This is a genomic window from Pedobacter sp. GW456-11-11-14-TSB4 (genome assembly GCF_059424425.1).
Genome location: NZ_JBWKZK010000001.1, coordinates 817,165 through 835,185 on the forward strand (window position 1 = coordinate 817,165; position 18,021 = coordinate 835,185).

Consider the following 18,021-nt stretch of genomic DNA (forward strand, 5'->3'; position numbering starts at 1 on the left):
AAAATCATATTATTGAACCAATGGAAACCGTTAAAGTAAATACCAGTCAGCATGTAGATATAGATTACCCTGTTGCAGGCTTAGGCGAGCGTGTGGCTGCTCGTTTAATAGATTTTGGCTTGTTTTTAGTCGTCTTTTTTATTTTTCTAATTCTATTTTCCTTAATGGGGATTTTAAACAGCGGAGGACTGGTAATAACCCTAATGGTTGGTATTTATGCCGCCGGCTTTGTTTTTTACGATTTGATTTGCGAGATTTTTATGAACGGACAGAGCATTGGTAAGCGATTAATGAAAATTAAAGTCATCAGCCTTGATGGCTCACAAGCAACTTTGGGGCAATATTTTATACGCTGGGTTTTTAGGATAGTAGATTTTACCTTAACACAATGGCTAGGTGCCTTAATTTCTGTAGCCGTAACCGAAAACAAACAACGTATTGGAGATATTGTTGCAGGTACAACGCTAATTAAGACTATACCAAGAACCCAATTTCAACACATTGCTTTTCACCCTGTGGTAGAAGATTATGAACCGGTTTTTAGCAATGTTAGCGTGATGACTGATAGAGATATAGAATTGATACATGAAGTTTTAACCACCTATCAGAAGACATTTAACCACGATTTAATTTATAAGATGGCGGCAAGAGTATCCAACCATTTAAGCGTGCAAATACCAGAAGGTATGAACGAGTTAGATTTCTTGAAAACTGTAATTATGGATTATAACCAAACCACATCTAAAGCGGTTTAATATGACGCTTTAACCGCAGCAGCTACTTTTGCCGCCCATTCGGCATACATTTTACCAGAGGGATGTAAACCATCTTTGGCAACCAATGACAAGTCTGTAGCCGCATTTCTAGAAGCTAGAGTAATTTCGGTATAACTTACACCTGCTGCTAAGGTTTCTTCTTTTTTAATGGCATTAAAAGCATCAATTTCTGAGCCAATTGTTTGTATATCTTTGCCACTACTTTTACCAAAAGGAGTTACGCCCCAATCTGGTATAGAAACTACGAAAACACGTTTTTTATTTTTGCCAGCAAAGCTGAGGGCTGTATTTAACAGTTCCCTAAATTCTTTACGATACGTGTCTTGCGAATATCCTCTGTATTGATTATTTACGCCAATTAACAGCGTTACAAAATCATAGTTTTGCGTAATATTTTCTGCTTTAATTGCGGTTTGGAGCTCATCGGTTGTCCACCCGGTTTTGGCAATAACTTTAGGTTTAGCAACAGCAATATTGTTTGTTTTTAATTGTGTTACCAATTGATAAGGAAATGATTCTTGCTGAGGAACTGCCTCGCCAATGGTGTAAGAATCTCCTAAAGCTAAATAAGTTAAAGCTGTTCCGTTTTGTGGCATATCGATAATGGCTTGTTCGGTTTTTTTATTACAGGCCAATAATAAGCAAAAAGAAAATATTACGATGTAAAACCTCATGCCTTAAGTTACGGAGAAATTATAGGAAAAGATTTAAACCAATTCCATTTTAAAAAGATCAGCAATATGATTTTTGAGTTTACCTTTCACTTCTTCCATATCTAACTGATGACCTAACTCTCTTTGCATTGAGGTTACATCTTTATCGTCTATACCACAAGGCACAATATTTTTAAAATAATCTAAATTGGCATTTACATTAAAGGCAAACCCATGCATGGTTACCCAACGAGAACAACGAACGCCCATGGCGCAAATTTTACGTGCTTTTTCATTGTCGGCATCTAACCAAACTCCGGTAAAACCCGGATATCTTCCAGCCTCAATACGATAATCGGCCAAAGTTAAAATTACCGCTTCTTCTAAAGTGCGTAGGTATAAATGGATATCAGTAAAAAAATTATCTAAATCTAGTATCGGATAACCTACAATTTGACCTGGACCATGGTATGTAATATCTCCGCCTCGGTTAATTTTGTAATAGGTAGCTTGTTTTTCTGCTAAACCTTGCTCATCAAGCAATAAGTTTTCGGGCTTACCGCTTTTGCCTAAAGTGTAAACGTGTTGGTGTTCGTTAAAAATGAGGAAATTTGGCGTTTCAAGTTGCGTATTTTCAGTTCGATTTTTAGTTTTTAGGGCAACGGTTTGATTAAAAATCTCCTCCTGCCTATCCCAAGCATCTTGATAATCGGTTAAACCCCAATCGATAAATTTAACAACTTTGTTCATCTTGTCTTATTAAAATTAACTATTACATTGGCAAGGATTCCAATGAGGAATTAAACTTTTTATCTATTGAAAATTATGCAACAACATAACCCAACATGTAACCATCTTTAGTTTTAAAATAGTTAACCGTTAATTCTTTCAAACCGCCAGGCAACTCTACTAAAGCTTGTAGTGAACCTTCATCTTTTAACTTAAAAGGCTTAATATGAATGTGTTGTTTAAACTCCAATCCTTTTTTGCCGTTCCACTTGTAAATCGCCTCTTTTGCGCACCATGCCACGTATAAACCATTGGTATTGTCGCCAATTTGCTTTTGTGCTAGCTCAACATCCGATAAAAATTTATGCTTAATGCTTTTAATTTTCATCTTTATCAATTCTATATCTACTCCAACTTGTTTACCCTTGCTAATAATTACCGCAGCATAATCGTAAGAGTGGCTTAATGAAATATGGGTATCAGAATTTACCAAATATGGTTTGCCATGTTCATCCATTTGGCAATCGATATAATCTGCTGTATTGAGCATCGTTCTGAGTAAAACTCGTGTTGCTAACCAATGCAAAGCTCTTTTACCGGCACTTAATGAGTTAATTAAATCAAGTTCGTGTTGCTTAAGTTGAAGGCTCGATAAAAGCGCTTCTTCTGTTTCTTCTATTTTCCATACCGCTAGTACGGATTGATCATCAATATCTTTATTAAAAACTACTGGCATCTCTTATTTCGAAAATCAGTACAAAAGTATCTTAAATTAATCATAATTTAGCCCTAAATACTTAAAAATGATACTCTCTGACAAACACATCCTCGAAGAAATAGATAAAGGCACTATAATTATTGAACCATTTAAGCCTGAATGCTTAGGCACAAACTCTTACGATGTGCACTTGGGAAAGTACTTAGCTACCTATAAAGATCGTGTTTTAGACGCAAAAGCACACAACAAAATTGATCATTTTGAAATTCCTAAAGATGGTTTTGTATTACAACCAGGCACTTTATATTTAGGAGTTACACTAGAATACACCGAAACGCATGCACATGTGCCATTTTTAGAAGGCAAAAGTAGTACTGGCAGATTGGGAATAGATATACATGCAACTGCAGGTAAAGGTGATGTGGGTTTTTGTAACACTTGGACATTAGAAATCTCATGTGCCCAACCAGTTCGCATTTATGCTGGCATGCCAATCGGACAACTCATCTACTTTGTTGTAGATGGAAACATAGGTAACATGTATAATACAAAAAACGATGCAAAGTATAATAACAAAACCACAAAGCCTGTTGAGAGCATGATGTGGAAGAATAAATTCTAAAATCAACTAATCTTTTAATTGATTTATTATATTTAAGCCTTAGGTTTTTGTAACTTAAGGCTTTATTATTTTATGATCCATGAAAAGATTCCTTCTTGTTTTATCAATCGCCATAATTAGCATATTCAGTTTCTCAGCATTTATTAATGATGATGATCCCTTTGCTGCATTATTAAAAAAGTTAGAAGAATTTACAAAGAAATATCCTCAAGAAAAAATCTATTTGCATTTAGATAAACCTTATTATGCCATAGGCGATGACATTTGGTTTAAAGCTTATGTAATCAATAGTGCAAACTCGGCTCCATCTACCATTAGCAATATTCTGTATGTTGAGTTGATAAATGAGCGAGACTCTATAAAAAAGCAAATTAAGCTACAAATGCAAAGTGGTATTACTTGGGGCGATTTTAAATTAGCAGATTCTTTAACCGAAGGAAATTACCGGATAAGAGCTTACACGCAATGGATGCGGAATGCTGGTCCTGAATTCTTCTTTGATAAAACTATAAAAATCGGTAACTCTTGGGCCAACAAAGTATTTATTACTACAACCAATCAATTGATTACAGATGACAAGGGAGAGAAAGTAGCTAGCACAATTAAATTTTTAGATAAAGCAGGGAAACCTTACGCCGATAGAGAGGTAAGCTATGAAGTTCAATTAAGTAATAGAAATATAAGTAGAGGAAAAGCGGTTACCAATAGCAATGGCGAAGTGGTGATAAACTATACCAATAATCAACCAACTATTTATAAATCTGGTAACATTACCACAACGCTTACTATGCCAGATCAGCAAAAAGTGGTTAAGGTAGTGCCAATTAAAAGCACTTCTAATACTGTTGATGTTCAGTTTTTTCCAGAAGGAGGTAGTTTAGTAAACGGATTGCCAAGCAAAGTTGCCATAAAAGCCATAAACAGCAACGGATTAGGCGAAAATGTAAGCGGCAAAGTATTAGACAATGAAAATACTGAGATCTTAAGTTTCGAAACCAAATACCTTGGTATGGGCAACATGATTTTAAATCCGATTGCAGGAAAGACATACAAAGCTATTGTAAAAATGAAAGATGGTTCAGAAAAAACCATTTCGTTACCCAAAGCAGAAGCAAGCGGCTATGTAATTGGTATAAATAATGTTGATAGTGAAAAGATGGCCATCAAGGTTATGTTAACGGAAGATTTGATGAACAAAGGCGATTTAAATCTAGTAGCTACCAATAACGGCATCGTATATTTTACAGCCAAAATACCAACCTCAAAACAATTAGCTTCACTATCATTACCTAAAAGTGATTTTCCATCGGGCATTACCCAAATTACTTTATTTTCACCAAGTAATCAGCCTGTATGCGAACGCTTAACTTTTGTAAATAACACAGTTGATAAAATTAAAATAGATAGTGAAAATTTAAAGACAACTTACGGTAAAAAAGAAAATGTAATCTTTAATCTAAGTGCCACTGCTGCCAACAAACCAACTCAAGGCAGTTTTTCTGTAGCCATAACCAATGCAGATATTGTTACGCCAGATTTAGAAAATGAGAGCAACATCTTAACTAGTTTACTTCTTACTTCAGATTTAGTTGGCTATGTAGAAAAACCAAATCATTACTTTTTAAATGATGATGCAAAAACCAGAGCAGAATTAGATAACTTGTTACTTACTCAAGGCTGGAGAAAAATTAATTGGAAAAACTTCATTAACAACCAAAATCCTCCTATCTTATTTCAGCCAGAAAAAAGCATGAAAATAAGTGGTCGTATAACTAAAGGTGGCAAACCAGTTGTTAAAGGCAAAGTTTCTTTATTTTCTTCATCTGGCGGATTTTTCGCAACCGATACTTTGAGCGATTCAGAAGGCCGATTTAATTTCAATGATATTGCTTTTGGCGATAGCACAAGGTTTATCGTACAGGCTAGAACAGATAAAGAAAATAAAAATGTACAGATTGATTTAGACATGACATCAAATCAAATCGTTACGGCCAATAAAAACAGCGGCGATATTGAAATTAATGTCAACACATCATTAATGCCTTACTTAAATCAAAGCGATAAATACTTTGATGAGCAAATGAGAAGAGGTTTTCTAAGTAGAACCATCATGCTAAGAGAAGTGAAGATTGTAGAAAAGAAAAATCCGGCGCCTAATTCTGCAAATTTAAATGGAGCCGGCAGCGCCGATAAAGTAATTACTGCCAAAGATTTAGAGACTGCATTTTCGCTTTCTCAATTTTTGCAGGGCAGAGTTGCCGGAATAAATGTTGTAAACGGCAGAGCAGTGATGATGAGAAGTATGGGATTAGGTGGAGCAAGACCAATGGCAATAGTTTTAGATGGAATGAATATGGGGGAGGATTTTGGTCTTGATGATATTAATTTAAATGACATTGAAAGTGTTGAGATTTTAAAAAACATAGGAAACACTGCAATTTATGGTAGTCAAGGTGCAAATGGAGTTATTGTTATTACTACCAAAAGAGGTGCAGGAACAGAAAATAATTATGCAAGATATTCACCAGGTATTGTTACCTATACGCCAAAGGGATATCATGCAGTTAGACAGTTTTATTCACCAAAATATACCGCAACTCCAGACAATAAACCAGATTTAAGAACAACGGTTTACTGGAACCCACACTTAGTAACAGACCCAACTGGTAAAGCGCAAATAAACTATTTTAATACCGATCAAACTGGCAACTATAGAGTTGTTGTAGAGGGAATTGATGCTTTCGGTAATATCGGCAGAAATGTATTTACCTATCAAGTTAATTAATATGAAATTAAAATTATTCGCTTTCTACATCTCCGTACTTAGTTTATTCAGCCTTTGTGCATTTACAATTGACAATGATCCATTTACGGCATTGCTTAAAAAACTAGAAGAATTTACGAAGCAAAATTCTCAAGAAAAGGTTTATCTACACCTTGATAAACCTTACTATGCTATTGGCGACAATATTTGGTTTAAAGCCTATGTAACTGATAGCAAAACGTCTCTTCCATCTAGCAAAAGCAACATTTTATATGTTGAGCTTATAACAGAAAGAGACTCAATTGCTAGAAAGATCAAAATACCAATGCAAAGTGGCATAACATGGGGAGATTTTAAATTATCCGATTCACTAACGGAAGGTAATTATCGAATTAGAGCTTACACTCAATGGATGCGAAATGCTGGCCCTGATTTTTTCTTCGACAAAACGATTAAAATTGGAAACGGCTGGACAAATAAAGTCTACACAAAAACCAATTTTCAGTATCGTGTAGAAAACGGAAAAGAGCATGTGGCTACTACTATTAAGTTTTTAAATGGATCATCAATACCTTACGCAAATGCCCAAGTAAACTATCATATTGTACTTGGTTCAAAAAAATCACCAATTAGTAAAGCTGTTACAAATACCAATGGCGAGCTCAATGTAAACGTTACGAATACTGCTGTCGACAAATTTAAAGGTGGCTATATCGTAGCAACGCTTACCTTGCCAGATGGTGTAAAAACTACAAAACAAATTCCTATCAAAACTACAACCAACAAAGTTGATGTTCAATTTTTTCCGGAAGGAGGAAGTTTAGTTGAGGGTTTGCCCTGTAAGGTTGCCGTAAAAGCAGTAAATGGAAATGGATTAGGTGAAGCTATAAATGGTATTGTTATAGATAATGAAGGAGTTGAAATTCTTACATTCGAAACAGCGTTATTGGGCATGAGCTCTTTTGCTATTAATCCAATGGCTGGTAAAACATACACTGCAAAAATTAAATTTAAGGATGGCTCAGAACAAACAATCGCTCTCCCAAAGGCTGCAAACAGTGGTTATGTATTAGCAGCAAACAACATTGATAGTGCAAAAATGACGGTTAAAGTTATGCTTAGCTCTGATCTTGTAAATAAAGGAGAGCTCAATTTATTACTGCAACATAACGGACAAGTTCTTTTTACTGCGAAAGTACCAACTGCAAAACAAATTGCAAATATTGTTGTGCCTAAAACATCTTTTCCCTCTGGTATTGCTACATTAACGTTGTTTAATCAACAAAATATGCCAGTAGCCGAGCGACTTACTTTTATCAATAATATCAGTGATAAAATTGAATTAACTCCGCAAGATTTAAAGTCAACATATGAGAAAAAAGGAGCCGTTAATGCTACAATTATTGCTACAAACAATAATAAACCAATCCAAGGTAGTTTTTCTGTTTCGGTTACCAACACAACCGTTGTAAAACCAGATCCTGAAAATGAAAGTAACATTTTGACCAGCTTATTACTAACTTCAGATTTAGTGGGTTATGTAGAAAAGCCAAATCGCTATTTTATAAAAAATGATGTGGAGACAAAAATAGACCTTGATCATTTATTACTTACGCAAGGTTGGCGGAAAATAAGTTGGTCTAATATAGCAAATAACCAATTTCCTACTATTAGTTATCCGGCAGAAAAAGCAATGAAAATTAGTGGCATAGTAACCAATAACGGCAAGCCTGTTGTAAAAGGAAAGGTTTCTCTTATGTCATCATCTGCTGGTATTTTTGCTACCGAAACAGAAACAGATCAAAATGGCAGGTTTGTTTTTGACCAGATTGCTTTTAATGAAGGCAATAAATTTGCTATTAAAGCTGTTACTAATACCGATCACAAAGGTGTTAAAATTACCATGGATGATTTACCAGCACAACTTGCACTGGCAAATAACAATTTAGGTGATGTAGAAAGCGATGTAAATGAAAGTCTAAAATCATACTTAAAGCTAAGTTCTGAATATTTTAACGACCAAGAGTCAAAAGGTTTTTTAACAAGAGTTAATCAGTTAAAAACAGTAGAGATAGTTGCAAGGGCCAATAAGGCAGCGCCTTCGTCGGCAAATTTAAATGGCGCAGGAAACGCGGATTATGTTTTTAGTGCTGATGAAATGAAAAATTCTACTTCGCTTTCTCACTTTCTTTCTGGCAGATTAGTTGGCATGAGGGTAGAAAACGGCTATGTTAAATCTACAAGAACTGATGGGATAACAACCGTAATTGTTGATGGGGTAACATTTATTGATGGACAAGGAGGAGATGCGCTAGGAGCAACTCCTGTTTCGCTCGAAGAGCTTAACATTTTAGATATTGAAAGTATAGAAGTGTTAAAAAATGTAGCAACCACAACTATTTATGGACATGCAGGCCAAAATGGTGTTATTGTTATTACTACAAAAAGTGGGCAAGGCCGCACTACTTTTAACACAAGAGCTCCGGGAATGTTGGCATACCAACCATTGGGTTTTTATTTAGTAAAACAGTTTTATTCGCCCAAATATGACACTAAACAAGATGCAAATCCAGATTTTCGTCCAACAGTTTTTTGGGAGCCAAATTTAATAACAGACAATTCAGGCAAAGGCACCATCAGTTTCTACAACACTGATCAAACTGGAGATTATCGAATGGTAATTGAAGGTATAGATGCTGATGGAAACTTAGCTAGAAAAGTACTCACATACACAGTCAAATAAAAAACATGAACACAATAGCAGTAACCATAAAAGATAAATTAGCAATAATTTCACTCAATAGGCCTAAATCTAATTCTATAAACCGAGAAATGGTTGTAGAGTTAACAGATATGTTAGCCAATATTTCTACTGATGAAAATATTGGTGGAGCAATTATCACTGGCAAAGATCACTTCTTCTCTGCCGGATTAGACCTGATGGAGCTTTACAATTACAACGAACAAGAAGCCAAAGATTTTTGGCACTTGTTTCTAAACTTTACAGCTAAAATTACAGCTTTTAAAAACCCATTAATTGCTGCAATTAACGGTCATAGTCCTGCAGGTGGCTGCGTTATTGCTCTTGCTTGTGATGCTCGCGTAATGGCCGAAGGAAAATATATTATCGGTTTAAATGAAGTTCCAGTTGGTATCATTGTACCAAATAGTATTTTCGAGCTCTATTCTTTTTGGCTTGGCAAGGCCGATGCAACCCGCAGTTTATTAGAAGGAAAATTGTTTCAACCTGAGGAAGCTTTAGCCATTGGGTTAGTTGATGAAGTGGTAAAACCAGAAAGTATTTTAACTGCAGCTGAGAGAAAAGCACGAAAATACATGGCTTACGAAAGAAACACTTGGTCGCAGAGTAAATTGAATATCCGTAAGGATTTAATCGCAATAACCAGCTCAGATCAATCGGCTGATTTGGAAATTATGCTTAAACAATGGTGGTCGCCGAGTACAAGAGCAATATTAAAATCAATTATTGACAGCTTACAGAAGAAAACCCCAAACCCCTAAAGGGGCTTTAGTTTAAGACAAAATATTCTCAAATCTAATATCTCACTTCTCATATCTATAAAAAATGTACAATCAACCAATGTTAAGAGACGATGCTTTAAAAGGCAAAACAATAGTAGTTACCGGTGGTGGTACCGGATTAGGCAAAGCCATGGGGACTTACTTTTTAAAACTTGGGGCAAATTTGGTAATTACCAGTCGCAAGTTAGAAGTGTTACAAAAAACTGCCGATGAAATGGCAGCAGAAACGGGTGGGCAAGTTTTAGCCGTACAATGCGATGTAAGAGATTATGAACAGGTAGAAAATGTATTGGCAAAAACTATCGAAAAATTTGGTAAAGTTGATGGCTTACTTAACAACGCTGCTGGTAATTTTATTTCTCCAACAGAACGATTATCAGCCAATGCTTTCTCTAGCATAATTGATATCGTTTTAAAAGGAACAGTGAATTGTACCCTGGCTTTTGGCAAACATTGGATTGCAGCAAAACAACCTGCTACAGTTTTAAATATTGTGACTACTTATGCCTTTACAGGTTCTGCTTATGTAGTTCCATCGGCTTGCGCTAAAGGCGGTGTTTTAGCCATGACAAGGTCTTTAGCAGTAGAATGGGGCAAATATGGTATCCGTACAAATGCAATTGCACCCGGTCCATTCCCTACAAAGGGTGCATGGGATAGACTTTTACCTGGAGATTTAGCAGAAAAATTCGACTTTAAAAATCGTGTTCCGCTTAAAAGAGTGGGTGATAATCAAGAACTTGCCAATTTAGCAGCGTTTTTAATGAGTGATTTTTCGGGCTATATTAATGGCGAAGTAATTACGATTGATGGTGGCGAATGGCTGCAAGGTGCCGGACAAATGAACGGCTTAGAAGCAATTCCTTCAGAAATGTGGGATATGTTAGAGCAAATGACTAGATCTGCTAAGGGAAGTTAATTTTTTTCTTAAAATTTATACTATCAGCTGGTGAGACACCAGCCGATATTGCAATGAATCATATTGCCTCAAAATCTCCAATTTTTGGCAAATTTCAACACACAACAGTGAGATGTTTTTGTAAGGGAAATATACCTATTATCACTTGAGGCAATTTGGACTTTCAAGTCAATCATTCTTATAAAATTTCGTAATAGGAAACATAAATAACTAATAATTAATTAGTTACTAAAAAACTAATAATTTGTGTAAAAAATTTTCAGTTTAAAATTATTGTTTCTAAATTAAAAAAATTAAACGCTTTTTATGGAAAAACAATACACATTTACCACCCCCCTTACAAAAATTAGCCAAAACTATTTAATCTTACTTGTGGGCATTTTTTTTATTATAGGCTCTTGTAAAAAGGAATATAAAAATTCACTGGCGCCCAGCTCAATTAATATTGAAAAAGTTAAGAACTGGTATCTCAGTCAAAAAAGTGAAGTTAAAGACTCTGGCTTTGTAAACTCTTTAATACCACGCTGGGATAGTTACTCACAAACAGAGCAGGATGGCATTATCATTTTTGAGGTACCATGCCAAAACCCCAATAAGTTAATGAACGTTTTTGGTAATTTAGATTTAGATGATGGCAAAAAAGAAGCTGAACTTGCCAGAACCACTATAAAGCTATTATTGTTTATAGATGCCAATGATAATAAGTGTGCGGGCTTTATGCTTACTAATGGCAATACCACCAACGCCAACCAATTACATTACAGGAAGTTGCAAGATTTTAGTGGTAGTGTAATGTACTATTCACTTGGCAGTAAATTTACCAATGGATGGTTATATAACAATGGCAAGGTGGTGCAAATAATAAGCATTACAAAAAATGAGACTAATAATGCAGGTAATTTTTTACAGCTTAACCCACTAGATGAAGCCAAAGGAAGCCGTAATAATGGAAAAACAATGAGTATTGGTTCAAACTGTACAACAAACCCAAACTTTGTTTACTATCAAGAATGTATCACTGCTGGCCCGATACTCCAGTCTAACTTACCAACTGGCACTGGGAGTAATAAACTAAGTTTTGCAATAGCCACAACCGGCTCTACAACCTGCACTTGGCACAGCCGCGTAGAGTGGGTTACGGTGTGCAGTGGTGGGGGTGATGGTGGTTACACTCCTCTTGCTACATTGCCGTTTAGTGTTGAAACGGATAATGCAAATCTAACGAAAATAGATATTTCACTTCTTGATAGAATTAGGTATCCAACATTAGCTAAAATAATTGATGGATTATATATGAAAGTTAAAAATGACCCAAAGCTTATGGCGGCTTTGATAAAATTCACTCATCTTTCAAAAGAGAAAATCTTAAGCAATTTAAAATCAGGTTTTGGACCAAAAATAATTGTGAAAGAATTATCTAATATAGCTGATCATTATAACTCTACTACTAATACAATAGAAATTGGAAGTCATCTATTAACTTCAAATAATTTTTTATATAAAGATTACGCTACAGCATTAGAGTTTTATATCGCAGTAAGTATTTTGCATGAATTTATACATTTTGGAGAAAATTACACTCAAATTTTCTTGCCATATGAGAATGCTTTAAATGACGCGGGATTTCAGTTTGAAAATGAAATGTATGGTGGAAGGGTTTGGTTTAATTACGCAACAGGTTCAATTACTTATGAAAAAATTTAATTCGAGTAGGCGCCTAATGTTAAATTTAATATTAATCGCATTTGGAATAGTATTTTTTTCATGCCAACACAAAACAGATGAAACAACTAAAAAAGATTTAATTATAAAAGATTTTTTAGCCTATTATATAAAGTATGTTTTAAAAAATGATAGTGTTGTATTGTTAGCAACTACACCAGTGCACAATGCAAAAGATTGCTTTTTTAAAATTACTTTCGAAAAAGAGTTTAATTTATTTGATGAAACTGATATGTCAACCATCATGAAAAAAGATGGTGTAATTTGGGATCAAACAAAAATTCAAAACGCAATATTTATTTCAAATACAGCATTGCCAGATATAAATAGCCAGAAAGCGTGGGTTTATTTTAGAAAAAAATTTGGAGAAGGATATTATAGTTTTTCATCACCTTTAGTTAGTAAGGATTTAAAATATATACTTTTTTATGCCGAATATAATTGTGGACCGAGATGTGGATATAGCAATCTTGGACTATATGCTAAAACAAAAGTTGGATGGAAATTAGTAAAAAAATATTGTGTCAGGATTAGTTAGTAAAAAACTTTAAAGCTTAGCTAAATAATTAGCTGAACCTTAAATATACTTCATGTGGTATAACAAAACTAAATAAGAAGAAATGTCCTAAAACAAATGAAAACAAAAGCAATATTTTTTATACTTCTATTAATAACTATCAGTATAAACGCCCTAAGCCAAGAAATTAGAAACGATACTGTAGTAATTATTTTACCCAAAGGAAGTAAGAAGGTCAACAAACCTCAAATGATTTATAACCCAAAAGATGGTACTGTAGATATATTTAAAGGCGGGGAATATGAATACGAAGGAATGTTTATGAGTTACCACTTTGGAAAAATTAATGGAGATAAAAATTTACTTTAGGAAATCAAAAATTCTCAAGAAAATAGAAGAAATAGATTAAAACTTAGCAACAAAAATTATGAAAATAGTTTAGGGACGATTCATAAAAATTTTGTTTTTATTTACAATGACGAGTATACTGATTTTTATTATTATGGTTTTTATGTAGTTAATAAAAATTATACATACGCTGTAAGCGGTTCAATAAATTATGACGTAGGAGAAAAGCAAAAAGCTAAAAAAGCTTTAGATATCATTTTAAAGAACATAACTTTTTTAAAGTAAATAAAAAACTTCAAGCAGAAAATTGTAGCGAATTGCTTAGAAGCAATCCCTTCAGAAATGTGGGATATGTTGGAGCAAATGACAAGATCTGCAAAAGGAAGTTAATATTTTCCATTAAAAAAATTCGGCTGGTGAGACACCAGCCGATAGTATAAACCTATAATTTTATTTGGCAAAAATTAAACTTTAAAAACTACCTCTGTAGCGCCAAAGCCAAATTTCTCTTTCCTTGCATCTAAAAAAGTACGCACCTGCGGATGTTTACTTATCGTTTTATGAATGTGATGCCTTAAAGTACCATTGCCAACTCCATGTATAAAAACAATGGATGGCATTTGATGAACAATTGCCGCATCCAGCATTTGCTGAAAATAATTTAATTGGATATCAACAATTTCAGATTGATTGAGAAACTGATGGTCGTCTCTTATTTTTTCGATATGTAAATCGATCTCAGTTTTTGGTTGCGCAACTTTTGGTTTTTCAGTTGGGGCTTTAAAAAAGCTTTCCTTTAGTTTTTGGGCATCAATTAATTTAACAGGCTCGTCTAACTGTATCAGCCATGCGTATTTATTAATTTCTGGCACTTGTTTTTTTGCCCCACTAAAATCTTTTGCTTTAAATTTTCTAGTAATATTTAGTGGTGCAACAGGTTTAATATTTGCGGTAGAAAAATACAAAATCTGAAAAGTAAACTCTGGCCAAACTTCTAAATCGGCAAGGTTAGCACTATACAACTGCGTACTTGTTTTAGGTTGTATAGCACTTGCAAATTCTCCTTTGTACACTCCTTTTTTATCAGTTTTTAAACTTAGCAAAAGCTGATAAGAAGTATTGTTAATCAATGTAAAATGGGCAACGGCACTTGCTTTAGAATCTTCCGCAACTGCGAGAAAAATACCAATCTCTTTGAATTCATCATCAACAATAACTGGAGCTTGTTTATCGCCCTGCTTATTTGGTGTAGATTGGTGACCATGCACATGGGTAAGATTACTTATTGCTACCGGAATTTCAAATCCATCGGTATCGGTAACACCCAACGTTTGCGCATCAATTATCCGCGTAACATATCCTTCTCTCTTTTCGTCTACAAAACGAACAAAATCACCTAGTTTAAACATATTTTATTTTTTAGTTCGAAAGTCGGATTTCCGAAGTCCGGAAGATATAATTTCTTATCACGACCAAATATAAAAAGCTTGATAGACTTCATTATCCTACTTTTTTATGGTGGTAAGTAATCATAATTCGTCAATCTAAACTCGTAAATTGAACTACCACCTGATCAATGCACTCGCCCAAGTAAAACCTGAGCCAAACGCTGCCAAACATACTAAATCGCCTTCTTTAATTTTACCAGCTTCCCAAGCTTCGCATAGAGCAATTGGTACCGAAGCTGCAGTAGTATTACCGTATTTTTGTATGTTATTAAAAACTTGATCATCGCGTAAGCCCAACAATTGCTGCACATACTGACTAATACGCAAATTTGCTTGATGTGGCACCAACATGTCAATATCTTGAGGCGTTAAATTATTGGCAGCCAAAGCTTCTTTAATTACCTCCGGAAATTTAACCACCGCTTTTTTAAATACTGCGGGTCCATCCATGTAAGGTAATGCAGCACCACTTTCCAATTGCTCTGTAGTCATAAACAAGCCACCTAACTCTTGCTCTGGGTAACCTGGCTTTTCTGGCAACCATTTATTTGCTGCAGCACCAGGATAAAACATCGCTAAGATTTCTGCATCAGCACCATCACTATGTAAATGTGTACTTAAAATTCCTTGTCCTTCTTTTTGTGTTGGTTGCAGCACAACTGCTCCTGCCCCGTCGCCAAAAATTACCGAAACATTTCTGCTTCTTGTTTCAAAATCCATCGCAAATGAATGCTTTTCGCTGCCTACAACTAATATGTTTTTATACATTCCAGTTTTAATGAACTGATCGGCTATGGATAATGCATACAAAAACCCTGAGCATTGGTTACGAACATCTAATGCACCAATTTCTTTCATTTTCATTTCGCGTTGCAACAAAACGCCGCATCCTGGAAAATAATAATCGGGACTTAGTGTAGCGAAGATGATAAAATCAACATCTTGGGCAGTTATCCCTGCTCGTTCAATGGCAATTTTAGCAGCCTCAACGCCCATTGTAGTAGTAGTTTCACCTAATCTATCAGCAAAGCGACGTTCTTTTATCCCTGTACGTTCTTGGATCCATTCATCATTGGTTTCCATAAAACGAGATAAATCATCATTGGTGTATACATTTTTTGGAACGTAATAACCGATACCGGCGATTTTTGAACTTTGCATTTGGTTTTAATTTGGTTTGCAAAGGTAATGATTTTGCTTAGACATGAGAGATGAGATATGGTAATTGAATTAATCTTGATACTAGATACTAACTACTTGCTACTTTTGCTTATTTTTGCACTATGGCGGCTACTGAAACCAAGGAGGAAACCTTTACACTCGAAGAAATTTTAACATCATTAAAAACGGTACATCGTTTAATATTATGGAATGATGATGTAAATACTTTTGAGCATGTAATTTGGTGCATGATGAAATACCTTGATTATAGCGAAACACAAGCAGAAAAAATTGCCTGGGAAGTGCACAACAAAGGTAAGTGTGCGGTTTTAGAAGGTTCTTTTACCGAAATGGAAGTTTACCGTAAAATTTTACAGCAAGAGGGTTTAACTGTTTCGGTTGATTAAAATGAAACCTTTACTGCTTTCTTTATTATTTTTAAGCTATTTTAATGCTAGTTTTTCACAGCAGCCAATTGATAGTTTACTCAAAATAAATAAAGTTGCAGGAGCCCAAATTACTTTTGTAAACAAAGAAAAAACAGCTCATTCTTTTATCGGGTTTGCAGATCTAGATGAAAAATTAAAAGTAAATGAGCATACTATTTTTCAAGCAGCTTCATTAAGCAAAGTCGTTTTGGCTTACATCTGTTTAGAAATGAGAAGTAAAAACCTAATCGATTTAGATAAACCACTATTAAATTATTTCGATTATAATCGTTTAAAAAACGATACTTCTGCTTCAAAAATAACAGCTAGAAAGGTATTAATGCATACTTCTGGTTTACCAAATTGGGCCGAGAACCCATTGTCAAAAGCTTGGGGAACTTCAGTGTTAAAAACCCATTTTGAGCCAGGCACTAAATGGCAATATGCCGGTGAGGGATTTGTTTTTTTACAACTCGCGATACAACAAATTCTTAAAAAAGACTTACAACAAATTGCAGATGAATGGGTTTTTAAGCCATTAGCAATGAAAAACTCTTCGTTTATTTGGCAAAACAGATTTACCGATGTTGCAGCCTTTGGATACAACAATAAAGGAGAAATGACAGATAGGAGTGAGTTTTTTTTGCCAAATGCAGCATTCTCTTTGTATACTACTTCTGCTGATTATGCCAAATTTTTATCAGCTATGCTTAAAAAGCATATTCAATTATTATCCTCAAATTCTATAAGTGTTAATAACCCAGCTAAACCAAAAACCAATGCCGAAAACATATTTTGGTCTTTAGGAATAGGGGTGCAAAAAAATGAGTTAGGCACAGCATTTTGGCATTGGGGAGACAATGGTGACTTTAAATCATTCTTTATGATTTATCCTGAACAGCAAAAAATTTTAGTGTGCTTTACTAACAGTAATAATGGTTTAACTTTAATGCAACCCCTATTTAATCAATACTTCGGAAAAGCAACATGGCATGTTAAAAATTGGCTAGAACTTTAACTTAGTTTCCTCAAAACCTCGGTTAACTCTGCTTGTGTGGCTAGCGTTTTGTCTTTTGCATACCAACCATGTAATCGCTCTGCTAAAACCATCATTTCACTTGTTTCACGTTTCCACTCGGCCAACAAATTTTGCAAAACTGCTGGTCGCGGACCCCATTTTGGCAAAACAAGCTCATTATTTTCATCTAAAATTAAAAGTACAGGAATTGCTCTTCCCCCGTTGGTTAAATGTGCATCAATTAAAGGTAAATTCTGATCCCTTAACACCAATTTAAGACTAAATTTATCTGGCGTAGCCGAAACTATTTGATTGATAACCGGCACAATTTGAGCGGCATCTCCGCACCAACCTTCGGTAATTACCAAAAATTTATAGGTTTTTTTAATGTTTGCAATGGCAGATAAAACATCAGCATTTAAAACGGTGGTTTTCTCTACCCTATTCATTCGCTGTTTGTTCGTTTTGGTATAATGCAACATTGCCTCTGATGAATCTTCGCCTGTTGTTTTACCTGCTAAAAGTAGCGAATGAACCAATTCACGATAGGAAGAATAATTCATTCCGCTATCAAAAATATTACTGTAATTAAGCATAAAATGGCTGTAATAAAATAGTTACGCCTCTTTTTTTAAACCTTTAACGGCGACCTTTG

Annotated in this window: 17 protein-coding genes; 11 read left to right on the forward strand and 6 right to left on the reverse strand. The window is 34.8% G+C overall.

Going from position 1 to position 18,021, the window contains the following annotated elements; genetic code table 11:
* The first annotated feature begins 20 nt into the window (after positions 1–20).
* Positions 21–755, forward strand: coding sequence for an RDD family protein (locus AC07XU_RS03660; protein WP_494942266.1), 735 nt, complete (start codon positions 21–23; stop codon positions 753–755).
* Here the strand turns inward: AC07XU_RS03660 and AC07XU_RS03665 are convergent.
* From AC07XU_RS03665 to AC07XU_RS03675, 3 genes are all read right to left on the reverse strand, one after another.
* Positions 752–1,450, reverse strand: a complete 699-nt coding sequence (locus AC07XU_RS03665) for an SGNH/GDSL hydrolase family protein (protein WP_494942267.1) — start codon at positions 1,448–1,450, stop codon at positions 752–754. The genes AC07XU_RS03660 and AC07XU_RS03665 overlap by 4 nt on opposite strands.
* 33 nt (positions 1,451–1,483) lie before the next feature.
* Positions 1,484–2,179, reverse strand: a complete 696-nt coding sequence (gene lipB, locus AC07XU_RS03670; RefSeq protein WP_494942268.1) for a lipoyl(octanoyl) transferase LipB — start codon at positions 2,177–2,179, stop codon at positions 1,484–1,486.
* A 73-nt stretch (positions 2,180–2,252) separates the two neighbouring features.
* A complete protein-coding gene (locus AC07XU_RS03675; RefSeq protein WP_494942269.1) occupies positions 2,253–2,894 on the reverse strand; it encodes a 4'-phosphopantetheinyl transferase family protein in 642 nt (213 codons plus the stop codon).
* Positions 2,895–2,961: 67 nt separating this feature from the next.
* Here AC07XU_RS03675 and dcd point away from each other — a divergent pair, with 67 nt between their 5' ends.
* From dcd to AC07XU_RS03715, 8 genes are all read left to right on the forward strand, one after another.
* A complete protein-coding gene (dcd, locus tag AC07XU_RS03680) occupies positions 2,962–3,498 on the forward strand; it encodes a dCTP deaminase (RefSeq protein ID WP_494942270.1) in 537 nt (178 codons plus the stop codon).
* Positions 3,499–3,577: 79 nt separating this feature from the next.
* Positions 3,578–6,283, forward strand: coding sequence for a TonB-dependent receptor plug domain-containing protein (locus tag AC07XU_RS03685; protein WP_494942271.1), 2,706 nt, complete (start codon positions 3,578–3,580; stop codon positions 6,281–6,283).
* 1 nt (position 6,284) lies between these two features.
* A complete protein-coding gene (locus AC07XU_RS03690) occupies positions 6,285–9,005 on the forward strand; it encodes a TonB-dependent receptor (RefSeq protein WP_494942272.1) in 2,721 nt (906 codons plus the stop codon).
* Between the two features lie 5 nt (positions 9,006–9,010).
* On the forward strand, positions 9,011–9,784 hold the full coding sequence (locus AC07XU_RS03695; RefSeq protein WP_494942273.1) for an enoyl-CoA hydratase/isomerase family protein: 774 nt from the start codon (positions 9,011–9,013) through the stop codon (positions 9,782–9,784).
* 64 nt (positions 9,785–9,848) lie between these two features.
* Positions 9,849–10,724, forward strand: coding sequence for an SDR family oxidoreductase (locus AC07XU_RS03700; RefSeq protein ID WP_494942274.1), 876 nt, complete (start codon positions 9,849–9,851; stop codon positions 10,722–10,724).
* A gap of 306 nt (positions 10,725–11,030) precedes the next feature.
* Complete coding sequence (locus AC07XU_RS03705; RefSeq protein WP_494942275.1) at positions 11,031–12,428, forward strand: hypothetical protein; 1,398 nt, start codon at positions 11,031–11,033, stop codon at positions 12,426–12,428.
* Positions 12,429–12,444: 16 nt separating this feature from the next.
* Positions 12,445–12,984 carry a hypothetical protein gene (locus AC07XU_RS03710; RefSeq protein WP_494942276.1) on the forward strand — a complete coding sequence of 180 codons (540 nt, stop codon included), beginning with the start codon at positions 12,445–12,447 and terminating at the stop codon, positions 12,982–12,984.
* 96 nt (positions 12,985–13,080) lie between these two features.
* Positions 13,081–13,332: a hypothetical protein gene (locus tag AC07XU_RS03715; protein ID WP_494942277.1), complete on the forward strand. Its 252-nt coding sequence runs from the start codon at positions 13,081–13,083 to the stop codon at positions 13,330–13,332.
* Positions 13,333–13,775: 443 nt separating this feature from the next.
* Here the strand turns inward: AC07XU_RS03715 and AC07XU_RS03720 are convergent, their stop codons facing one another.
* Together AC07XU_RS03720 and AC07XU_RS03725 are read right to left on the reverse strand one after the other, a co-directional pair.
* Positions 13,776–14,720 (reverse strand): Smr/MutS family protein, encoded by a 945-nt coding sequence (locus AC07XU_RS03720; RefSeq protein WP_494942278.1) that lies wholly within the window; start codon positions 14,718–14,720, stop codon positions 13,776–13,778.
* A gap of 153 nt (positions 14,721–14,873) precedes the next feature.
* On the reverse strand, positions 14,874–15,920 hold the full coding sequence (locus tag AC07XU_RS03725; RefSeq protein WP_494942279.1) for a 3-oxoacyl-ACP synthase III family protein: 1,047 nt from the start codon (positions 15,918–15,920) through the stop codon (positions 14,874–14,876).
* Between the two features lie 122 nt (positions 15,921–16,042).
* On the opposite strand from AC07XU_RS03725, the gene AC07XU_RS03730 reads away from it, so the two are divergent.
* The gene (locus tag AC07XU_RS03730) at positions 16,043–16,327 is read left to right on the forward strand and encodes an ATP-dependent Clp protease adaptor ClpS (RefSeq protein WP_136874403.1); all 285 of its coding nucleotides are present in this window, start codon (positions 16,043–16,045) and stop codon (positions 16,325–16,327) included.
* 1 nt (position 16,328) lies between these two features.
* The gene (locus tag AC07XU_RS03735; protein ID WP_494942280.1) at positions 16,329–17,366 is read left to right on the forward strand and encodes a serine hydrolase domain-containing protein; all 1,038 of its coding nucleotides are present in this window, start codon (positions 16,329–16,331) and stop codon (positions 17,364–17,366) included.
* On the opposite strand, the gene AC07XU_RS03740 is transcribed toward AC07XU_RS03735, so the two are convergent.
* Positions 17,363–17,962 carry a thioredoxin family protein gene (locus AC07XU_RS03740; protein ID WP_494942281.1) on the reverse strand — a complete coding sequence of 200 codons (600 nt, stop codon included), beginning with the start codon at positions 17,960–17,962 and terminating at the stop codon, positions 17,363–17,365. The two genes, AC07XU_RS03735 and AC07XU_RS03740, sit on opposite strands and share 4 nt — an antisense overlap.
* Positions 17,963–18,021 lie beyond the last annotated feature (59 nt).

What these genes read in the sequence shown, in the direction of transcription:
- lipB (WP_494942268.1), bottom strand. Translation starts at nt 2,179, where the DNA reads ATGAACAAAGTTGTTAAATTTATCGATTGGGGTTTAACCGATTATCAA.
- AC07XU_RS03675 (WP_494942269.1), bottom strand. Translation starts at nt 2,894, where the DNA reads ATGCCAGTAGTTTTTAATAAAGATATTGATGATCAATCCGTACTAGCG.
- AC07XU_RS03660 (WP_494942266.1), top strand. Translation starts at nt 21, where the DNA reads ATGGAAACCGTTAAAGTAAATACCAGTCAGCATGTAGATATAGATTAC.
- dcd (WP_494942270.1), top strand. Translation starts at nt 2,962, where the DNA reads ATGATACTCTCTGACAAACACATCCTCGAAGAAATAGATAAAGGCACT.
- AC07XU_RS03730 (WP_136874403.1), top strand. Translation starts at nt 16,043, where the DNA reads ATGGCGGCTACTGAAACCAAGGAGGAAACCTTTACACTCGAAGAAATT.
- AC07XU_RS03710 (WP_494942276.1), top strand. Translation starts at nt 12,445, where the DNA reads ATGTTAAATTTAATATTAATCGCATTTGGAATAGTATTTTTTTCATGC.
- AC07XU_RS03690 (WP_494942272.1), top strand. Translation starts at nt 6,285, where the DNA reads ATGAAATTAAAATTATTCGCTTTCTACATCTCCGTACTTAGTTTATTC.
- AC07XU_RS03725 (WP_494942279.1), bottom strand. Translation starts at nt 15,920, where the DNA reads ATGCAAAGTTCAAAAATCGCCGGTATCGGTTATTACGTTCCAAAAAAT.
- AC07XU_RS03665 (WP_494942267.1), bottom strand. Translation starts at nt 1,450, where the DNA reads ATGAGGTTTTACATCGTAATATTTTCTTTTTGCTTATTATTGGCCTGT.
- AC07XU_RS03715 (WP_494942277.1), top strand. Translation starts at nt 13,081, where the DNA reads ATGAAAACAAAAGCAATATTTTTTATACTTCTATTAATAACTATCAGT.
- AC07XU_RS03695 (WP_494942273.1), top strand. Translation starts at nt 9,011, where the DNA reads ATGAACACAATAGCAGTAACCATAAAAGATAAATTAGCAATAATTTCA.
- AC07XU_RS03700 (WP_494942274.1), top strand. Translation starts at nt 9,849, where the DNA reads ATGTACAATCAACCAATGTTAAGAGACGATGCTTTAAAAGGCAAAACA.
- AC07XU_RS03685 (WP_494942271.1), top strand. Translation starts at nt 3,578, where the DNA reads ATGAAAAGATTCCTTCTTGTTTTATCAATCGCCATAATTAGCATATTC.
- AC07XU_RS03740 (WP_494942281.1), bottom strand. Translation starts at nt 17,962, where the DNA reads ATGCTTAATTACAGTAATATTTTTGATAGCGGAATGAATTATTCTTCC.
- AC07XU_RS03705 (WP_494942275.1), top strand. Translation starts at nt 11,031, where the DNA reads ATGGAAAAACAATACACATTTACCACCCCCCTTACAAAAATTAGCCAA.
- AC07XU_RS03735 (WP_494942280.1), top strand. Translation starts at nt 16,329, where the DNA reads ATGAAACCTTTACTGCTTTCTTTATTATTTTTAAGCTATTTTAATGCT.
- AC07XU_RS03720 (WP_494942278.1), bottom strand. Translation starts at nt 14,720, where the DNA reads ATGTTTAAACTAGGTGATTTTGTTCGTTTTGTAGACGAAAAGAGAGAA.